Annotated in this window: 7 protein-coding genes; 5 read left to right on the forward strand and 2 right to left on the reverse strand. The window is 62.0% G+C overall.

What is annotated here, in order from left to right; genetic code table 11:
- The 5 genes from IL54_RS03655 to IL54_RS03675 form a co-directional block, all read left to right on the forward strand.
- The coding region (locus IL54_RS03655; protein ID WP_037477741.1) for an L-dopachrome tautomerase-related protein at nucleotides 1–783 on the forward strand (783 nt) is incomplete at its 5' end.
- A 76-nt stretch (nucleotides 784–859) separates the two neighbouring features.
- A complete protein-coding gene (locus tag IL54_RS03660; RefSeq protein WP_037473338.1) occupies nucleotides 860–1600 on the forward strand; it encodes an SDR family oxidoreductase in 741 nt (246 codons plus the stop codon).
- A gap of 111 nt (nucleotides 1601–1711) precedes the next feature.
- Nucleotides 1712–2005 (forward strand): putative quinol monooxygenase, encoded by a 294-nt coding sequence (locus tag IL54_RS03665; RefSeq protein WP_037473339.1) that lies wholly within the window; start codon nucleotides 1712–1714, stop codon nucleotides 2003–2005.
- Between the two features lie 455 nt (nucleotides 2006–2460).
- Nucleotides 2461–3600: a glutathione-independent formaldehyde dehydrogenase gene (locus IL54_RS03670; RefSeq protein ID WP_037473340.1), complete on the forward strand. Its 1140-nt coding sequence runs from the start codon at nucleotides 2461–2463 to the stop codon at nucleotides 3598–3600.
- Nucleotides 3601–3630: 30 nt separating this feature from the next.
- Complete coding sequence (locus IL54_RS03675) at nucleotides 3631–4200, forward strand: type 1 glutamine amidotransferase domain-containing protein (protein ID WP_037473342.1); 570 nt, start codon at nucleotides 3631–3633, stop codon at nucleotides 4198–4200.
- Between the two features lie 255 nt (nucleotides 4201–4455).
- Here IL54_RS03675 and IL54_RS03680 read toward each other — a convergent pair whose 3' ends face one another.
- Complete coding sequence (locus IL54_RS03680) at nucleotides 4456–7116, reverse strand: excinuclease ABC subunit UvrA (RefSeq protein WP_237748773.1); 2661 nt, start codon at nucleotides 7114–7116, stop codon at nucleotides 4456–4458.
- Between the two features lie 178 nt (nucleotides 7117–7294).
- Nucleotides 7295–8138: S-(hydroxymethyl)glutathione dehydrogenase/class III alcohol dehydrogenase (locus IL54_RS03685; protein ID WP_037477745.1), on the reverse strand; the 844-nt coding region annotated here is incomplete at its 5' end.

Raw genomic sequence — 8138 nt, forward strand, 5'->3', positions numbered from 1 at the left:
CCCCAGGCCGGCGGTGCAAAGCTGGTGGCGATCGATCTTTCAACCAACCGGGTGGTGAAGACGATCGTTCTGCCGCCCAGCGTGGTGCTGCCCACGACCTACCTCAACGACGTGCGCTTCGATCTGCGTCAGGGCGCCGAGGGCGTCGCCTACATCACCGACAGCAGCAACGCCGGTGTCGGCGGCATCATCGTCGTCGATATCGCCAGCGGGCGTGCGATCCGGCGCCTGTCGAACCATGCGACGACCAACCCCGAGCGCGGCTTCACCCCGGTCGTCGACGGCGCGGTGCTCATGAACCGCCCGGCCGACGGCCCCGCGACGCCGGTCGCGATCGCCAGCGACGCGATTGCGCTCAGCGCCGACGGCAGCCTGCTCTACTATGGACCGCTGTCGGGTCGCACGCTGCACGCGGTGCCCACGGCGCTGCTGCGCGATGCCGCGGTGTCCGAGGAGGGGTTGGGCCGCGCGGTCCGCAACCTGGGGCGCAAAGGCGCCTCGGACGGGATTGCCGAGGACGACAACGGCCGCGTGTTCGCCGGCGATTACGAGAACAACGCGATCCGCGTGCTCGACCAGGGCAGCTGGACGACGGTGGTCAGCGACCCGCGCATCAGCTGGCCCGACACGCTGTCGATCGGCACCGACGGCTACCTCTACTTCATCGCCAACCAGCTTCACCGCCAGCCAGGCTTCCACGGCGGGCGGGACTTGCGCCGCAAGCCCTACGAACTGCTCCGCATCAAGGTGGGCGCCGGTCCCGTCCTGTTGCGCTCGCAGTGACCCCATCAGGCCGGGCGGGCTCGCGCGGGGCCGCGATCCGGCGAAAAATCAACAACTGACTTGAAGGAATACAGTCATGACCAAGGGTATCGAAGGCAAGGTTGTTCTCATCACCGGCGGCAGCACCGGTATCGGCGCAGAAACCGCGCGGCTTCTCGCTGAACGCGGCGCCAAGGTGGCCATCGCCGCCCGGCGCAAGGACAGGCTCGACGAGGTCGTCGCGGACATCGCCGCAAGCGGCGGCACGGCACGTAGTTACGCGCTCGACGTAACCGACAAGTCGGCGGTCCAGTCTGTCGTCGCCGCGATCGTCGCCGACTTCGGCCGCCTCGACGTGCTGATCAACAACGCCGGGCTCATGCCGATCCGTCCGATGGCCGAGGTCAATACCGACGAGTGGGACCAGATGATCGACGTCAATCTGAAGGGTACGCTCTACGGCATCGCGGCTGCCCTTCCCGGTTTTCTCGAGCAGGGCAGCGGTCACATCATCAACCTGAGCTCGGTTGCGGGCATCAAGGTCTTCGCACCGGGCGGCACGGTCTACTCCGGCACAAAGTTTGCCGTCAGCGCGATCAGCGAGGGCTTGCGCCACGAAGTGGGGGAAAAGGTCCGGGTCACGTCAATCGAGCCTGGAGCTGTCGAAAGCAATCTGAAGTTCACGACATCCGGCACGGCTGCCGAGACGGTGCTGGACTTCTACAAGCAGGCCATCCCGGCGGCATCGGTGGCGCGTGCTATCGCGTTCGCTGTCGAACAACCTGATGACGTCGATGTCAACGCGATCGTCATCCGGCCGACCGCACAGGAGTTCTGATTTCGACGAGGAGGCGGGGCCGCGTGTGCTCCGCCTCATGGGGAACGTACCGGTCTGCTCGTCCGTTACTTTGCCGAATAATATCTGTCCGTTTCACTTGAGGAGTCATTTATGCCCAAACTTGCCCTGTATGTACCACTGAAGGCCAAGCCCGGAAAAGAGCGCGATGTCGCCGATTTCCTCACCTCGGCATTGCCGCTCGTTCAAGCTGAGCCGGGCACTCTGACCTGGTATGCGATCGAGGAAGGTCCCGGTGCGTACGCGATCTTCGATACGTTCGACACAGAGGATGATCGCCAGGCCCATCTTGACGGCAAGGTTGCCGCCGCACTGATGGACAAGGCAGACGAACTGTTTTCCGAACCGCCGCAGATTCACAAGTTCACCCTGCTGGCCGCGAAATAGCGGAGCGGTCGGCACCCTAAGCTGCCGTTTGGCTGCAGTGAAGGCTCGTGTCTCCATCCCGAATGGATGCCCCGGCCGAACCGAGAAATGAGTAAATGAATACGACAGGCCATCCGCGATAGTGGATGGCCTTGTCTTTTGCGCTTATCACACCTCTGAATTTACTAATCAAGCGCCGTTGACGTGGCGCGATGTAGCGGCACGATTTGTTCGCGGGAAATTCTTGGGCGCATCAACTTGGCGCGTTATTCGCCCGTTCTGGCCCAGTCTTCAGAACAGCCGTGAATCGATCCGAGAATGGCCCTCCGGGAAGGAACCTCTCAGGTAGCAGAAGGTTCAGGAAACTGAGATCACTTGGAATGGGTGCGATGTCCTCCGTCGTTGCGATGGACCGGATCAACACCAAGCTCTAGATTTGATGACGCGTTCAGAAGAGTTGCGAAAGGAAGAGATCCGTGAAAGCTGTCGTGTACAACGGGCCCAAAGATGTTTCTGTCGATACTATCGATGATCCCAAGATCGAAAAGCAGACCGATGTTATCATCCGGCTGACCACGACCAATATCTGCGGGTCGGACCTTCACATGTATGAGGGCCGTACCAGCTTCGAGAAGGGCAGGGTCTTCGGTCACGAAAACCTTGGCGAGGTCGTCGAAGTCGGCTCTGCCGTAGATCGTATCAAGAAGGGCGATCGCGTGTGCTTGCCGTTCAACGTCGGTTGCGGTTTCTGCGAAAACTGCGAACGGGGTTTGACGGGTTTCTGCCTCACGACCAACCCTGGAACCGCCGGCGCAGCGTATGGCTTTGCCGAGATGGGTCCGTGGCAAGGTGGCCAGGCCGAGTTGATGCGTGTTCCTTATGCGGACTTCAATTGTCTGAAGCTGCCTGAGGACGCCGAGGAGAAGGAGGATGACTATGTCATGCTCTCCGACATCTTCCCGACGGGTTGGCATGGCGTCGAACTGTCAGGCTTCATGCCTGGCGAAAGCATCGCGATCTACGGCGCCGGTCCGGTCGGTTTAATGGCCGCGCACTCAGCCGAAATTCGCGGTGCCTCTCAGATCTTCGTGGTCGATTCTCACGATGACCGTCTCAAGCTGGCCGAGGCGATGGGCGCCATTCCGATCGACATGCGCAAGGGCGATCCCGCCCAGCAGATCCTTGACGCAACCGGCGGCCTCGGGACCGACCGGGGGGTCGAGGCGGTCGGATACCAGTGTTGCGATCGCCACGGCAAGGAGCGCAGTAATTACACGATGAACTGCCTCGTCAAAAGCACGAAGGCCACCGGCGGCATCGGCGTCGTCGGCGTGTTTATCCCGGAAGATCCGAATGCGACCGACGATCTCCAGAAGGAAGGCAAGATGGCGTTCGACTTCGGCAACTTCTGGTTCAAGGGGCAGAAGATCGGCACCGGCCAGTGTAATGTAAAGCACTACAACCGGCGGCTGATGAAGCTTATCGAGCAAGGCCGGGCCAATCCTGGTCAAATCATCTCGCACCGACTGCCGCTCGATCAGGCACCAGACGCTTACAAGCATTTCGATGCGCGCGATAATGGTTGGACAAAGGTCGTGCTCAAACCGGGTGCCTGACCTTAGTCTTCTACGGAATAGGGATAAATTATGACATTAGAGGGCAAATCAGTTGCCGTTCTGATCGCGCCCCGCGGGACGGAAGAGCCAGAATTCTCGAAGCCCAAGCAAGCTATCGAGGAGGCTGGCGGCAAAGTGACCGTGGTCAGTTTTGAACCGGGCAAGGCTCGCACAGTCAATAACGATCTCGACGAGGGTGGCAGCTATACTATCGACAAGACGTTTTCCGAGGTCAAAGCCGACGATTTCGACGGACTTGTTGTGCCCGGAGGGACTGTCGGTGCCGACAAGCTGCGCGGCAGCGACGAGGCAATCGGTTTCATCCGGGCTTTCTTCGATCAGAAAAAACCTGTTGCGGCTATATGCCATGCACCTTGGACATTGATCGAGGCGGGCGTGCTCAAGGGTCGCACCTTGACGTCCTACTCGACGCTGAAGGTCGATATCGAGAACGCCGGCGGTGCATGGACCAATGAGGAAGTCGTGGTCGACAACGGCCTTGTTACCAGCCGCGATCCTAATGATTTGCCCGCCTTCTGTGCCAGACTCGTTGAGGAAATCGCAGAAGGTGTGAGCGCAGCGCTTGCAGCAGGGAAATAAGACGGGGCGTTTCGACGAACCATGTGAGGGCCCTCTCCCCGGAGAAGGTCCGCACGAAGCAAATGTGGCGGATGGCCAGAGATTGGCCGTCCGCCATGCCGCGTATCACACGAACAGGGCGCACCTGACGGCACTTAAACCCTGAGCCGCGTCAACCGCGGTGACACCTCGCCGGCTCCCGCTTCCAGACTCGACCCATTCCAACGTGTGGTTGAGATGCACCTGATCGAACGTGCGTTCGGCGAGGTTTACGACCTACAGCGCCGCCTTGAGATAGCGGGCGGTGAGACTGCCTTCCGCTTCCGCGACGACGCCAGGGACGCCGCTGGCAACGATACGGCCGCCCTCTTCCCCGGCCCCCGGTCCCAGATCGATAATCCAATCCACCTGTGCGATAGCGCGCATGTCGTGTTCCACGACTACGACGGTATTGCCGGCATCGACGAGGCCCTGCAAGTGTTGCATCAGCCGGTCGGCATCGGAGGGGTGAAGCCCCGAAGTTGGCTCGTCGAGGATGTAGATCGTGTTGCCGCGTTGAGCGCGCTGCAGTTCAGTCGCCAGCTTGATGCGCTGCGCTTCCCCGCCAGACAGCTCGGTCGCCGGCTGACCAAGCCTCAGATAGCCAAGACCGATCTCCCGCAACACGTCGAGGGAGCGCATCACCGATGCCTCGCCAGCGAAGAAATCGCACGCATCGTCGACCGTCAGTTCGAGCACCTGGGCGATATTGCGCCCGTTCCATTCGACTTCGAGCGTTTGCGGGTTGTAGCGAGAGCCATGACAGGTCGAGCACGGCGCAAAAACGCTCGGCAGGAACAGCAGCTCCACCATGACGTATCCCTCGCCCTCGCACACAGGGCAGCGGCCTTGCGCGACGTTGAACGAGAACCTTCCCGGGCTGTAGTGCCGCCGGCGGGCGAGCGGCGTATCAGCGAAGATCCGTCGCACATGGTCGAACATGCCGCTGTAGGTGGACAGGTTCGAGCGCGGCGTGCGGCCGATCGGTTTCTGATCGACCCGCACCAGCCTGCGAACATGCTCCATGCCTGCGACAAGGCGTCCTTCAGTGTCGTTCTGCGCAACATCGAGCAGCGGATCGATATCCTCCTCCTCGGCCACGGGGGAGCCGCCGAGGTGTTCCGTGACGAGCTCGGGCAGCGCCTGACTGACCAGACTGGATTTGCCTGATCCCGAAACGCCGGTGACAGCGGTGAAGCAACCGATGGGAAACTCGACGTCGAGACCATGGAGATTGTTCCGCCTGATCCCTTCAAGGCGTAGCCATGCCTTGGGATCGCGCGGTGTGCGCTCACTGCGGAGCGGCTCTGCGAACAGGTAGCGGCGGGTGATCGAAGTCTCGACGTCGGCAAGCCCCTCTATCGGCCCGCTGTAGAGGACTTCACCGCCCTTTTCCCCGGCTCCTGGCCCGACATCGACGAGCCATTCCGCGCGGCGGATCACGTCGAGATCATGTTCTACGACGAACAGGGAGTTGCCCGCCGCCTTGAGACGCTCGAGGATGGTGAGCAAGGCTTCGCCATCTGCCGGGTGCAACCCTGCCGAAGGCTCGTCAAGCACATAGACCACGCCGAAAAGCTGTGACGACAATTGCGTGGCAAGCCGCAAGCGCTGCAGCTCTCCGGAGGAGAGCGTCGGCGTGCTGCGGTCGAGCGAAATGTAGCCAAGGCCAAGATCGATCAGCGGCTCTAGCCGCTCGATCAATTCGCAGGCAAGGCGTTGGGCGGCTATCCGCTTCTCGTCGGAGAGATTGGGCGTGCGGCGTACGTCGGGCGCGTTCTTGTGCGCAGAGCCGCCCGCCGCAACCCGTTGTTCGACCGCTGCATCGCGGGCCGCTTTTTCCAGAACATGGCCCTTTGAGGGGGCGGAGACCGCCCCATACGCGCCATGCGCGACGGGCATCAGCAAGTCCTTCAGCTTGAGCACCGTCAGGTCGCCGAACTCGGCAATGTCGAGGCCGGCGAATTTGACCGACAGGGCTTCGCGCTTCAGGCGCTTGCCATCGCAGGTCGGGCAATCGCGGCCGATGATATATTGCGAGACGCGCTTCTTCATCAGCGCGCTTTTCGTGTTAGCGAAGGTTTCCAGCACATAGCGGCGCGCGCCGGTGAAGGTGCCCTGGTAGCTCGGCTCCATACCGCGCTTGAGCGCCGTCCGGGTCTGTTCGGGCGTCAGGCCCGCATAGACCGGCACCGTCGGCGCCTCGTCAGTGAAGAGGATCCAGTCGCGATCCTTTTTCGGCAGGTCGCGCCACGGCGTATCGACGTCATAGCCGAGCGAAACGAGGATATCGCGCAGGTTCTGCCCATGCCACGCGGTCGGCCAGGCGGCGATCGCCCGGTCGCGAATGGAGAGGCTGGCGTCAGGAACCATCGTCTCTTCGGTCGCGTCATAGACGCGGCCAATGCCGTGGCAGGTCGCGCAGGCCCCCGCGACCGTGTTGGGGGAGAAATCCTCCGCATAGAGCATGGGTTGATGGCGCGGATATTCGCCGACGCGCGAATAGAGCATCCGCACCAGGCTGGAGAGCGTCGTCACGCTGCCGACCGAGGATCGCGCGTTGGCCGAGCCGCGCTGCTGCTGCAACGCGACCGCAGGCGGCAAACCGTCGATCGCGTCGACCTCCGGCACGCCGGCCTGGTCGATCAGGCGACGGGCATAGGGCGCAACCGATTCCAGATAACGCCGCTGGGCTTCGGCATAAAGGGTGCCGAACGCGAGCGATGACTTGCCCGAGCCCGATATGCCGGTGAACACCACGAAGGCGTCGCGCGGTACATCGACGTCAACATTTTTGAGGTTGTTCTGGCGCGCGCCGCGAACCTGCACGCACGCGGGCGGCCCCGCATGCCCATGATCGGTGGCCGCCGTCGCCGCGTGTACATCCTTGCTCTTCAATTCAGTCTTCCTGCCCTATACCCCCGTGTAGCCCGTGGTTCATCACAGTCGGGTAACAGATGAATGCATTTCCCCGCGTTGCCCATTTGCCAGAGCGCGCTTCATCATGGCCGGGGTCGGGCCATGATGAAGGCCGGGTTGTCGATCCGGGCGCATCGCGCCGCTTCGGATCGGCGGGTCAGTAGTGAATGACCGTGCGGATCGACTTGCCTTCGTGCATCAGTTCGAAGGCCTCGTTGATCTCCTCCAAACCCATCGTGTGGGTAACGAACGGGGCCAGATCGATATCGCCTCTCATCGCGTCCTCGACCATGCCGGGGAGCTGTGTCCGTCCCTTGACGCCGCCGAAAGCGGACCCCTTCCATACGCGCCCCGTGACGAGCTGGAATGGGCGGGTGGAGATTTCCTCGCCCGCGCGGGCAACGCCAATCACGATCGACTGACCCCAGCCACGGTGCGCTGATTCAAGCGCGGCGCGCATCACTTGGACGTTGCCGATACACTCGAAAGTATGATCGATGCCCCAGCCCGTCATTTCGATCAGCACTTGCTGGATGGGTTTGTCGTGGTCCTTGGGGTTGATGCACTCGGTCGCACCGAACTGGCGTGCCAGCTCGAACTTGGACGGATTGGTGTCGATGGCGATGATGCGACCCGCCTTCGCCTGGCGCGCACCCTGAATCGCCGCGAGGCCGATGCCGCCGAGGCCGAACACGGCGACCGAGTCTCCGGGCTGGACCTTGGCGGTATTGTGGACTGCGCCGATGCCGGTCGTGACGCCGCAGCCGAGCAGGCAGACATGTTCGGGGTTTGCCTCGGGATTGATCTTGGCGAGCGAGACTTCGGCGACAACAGTATATTCGCTGAAGGTTGAACAGCCCATGTAATGATAGAGGGGCTGACCATTGTACGAAAAGCGGGTGGTCCCATCGGGCATCAAACCCTTGCCCTGCGTTTCGCGGACAGCGACGCACAGGTTGGTCTTGCCTGACAGGCAGAAGTCGCACTTGCCGCACTCGGCG

This window comes from Sphingobium sp. ba1 (assembly GCF_000743655.1).
Classification (GTDB): domain Bacteria; phylum Pseudomonadota; class Alphaproteobacteria; order Sphingomonadales; family Sphingomonadaceae; genus Sphingobium.

Coding starts and splice junctions, on each gene's coding strand:
- IL54_RS03665 (WP_037473339.1), top strand. CDS start 1,712: ATGCCCAAACTTGCCCTGTATGTACCACTGAAGGCCAAGCCCGGAAAA.
- IL54_RS03660 (WP_037473338.1), top strand. CDS start 860: ATGACCAAGGGTATCGAAGGCAAGGTTGTTCTCATCACCGGCGGCAGC.
- IL54_RS03675 (WP_037473342.1), top strand. CDS start 3,631: ATGACATTAGAGGGCAAATCAGTTGCCGTTCTGATCGCGCCCCGCGGG.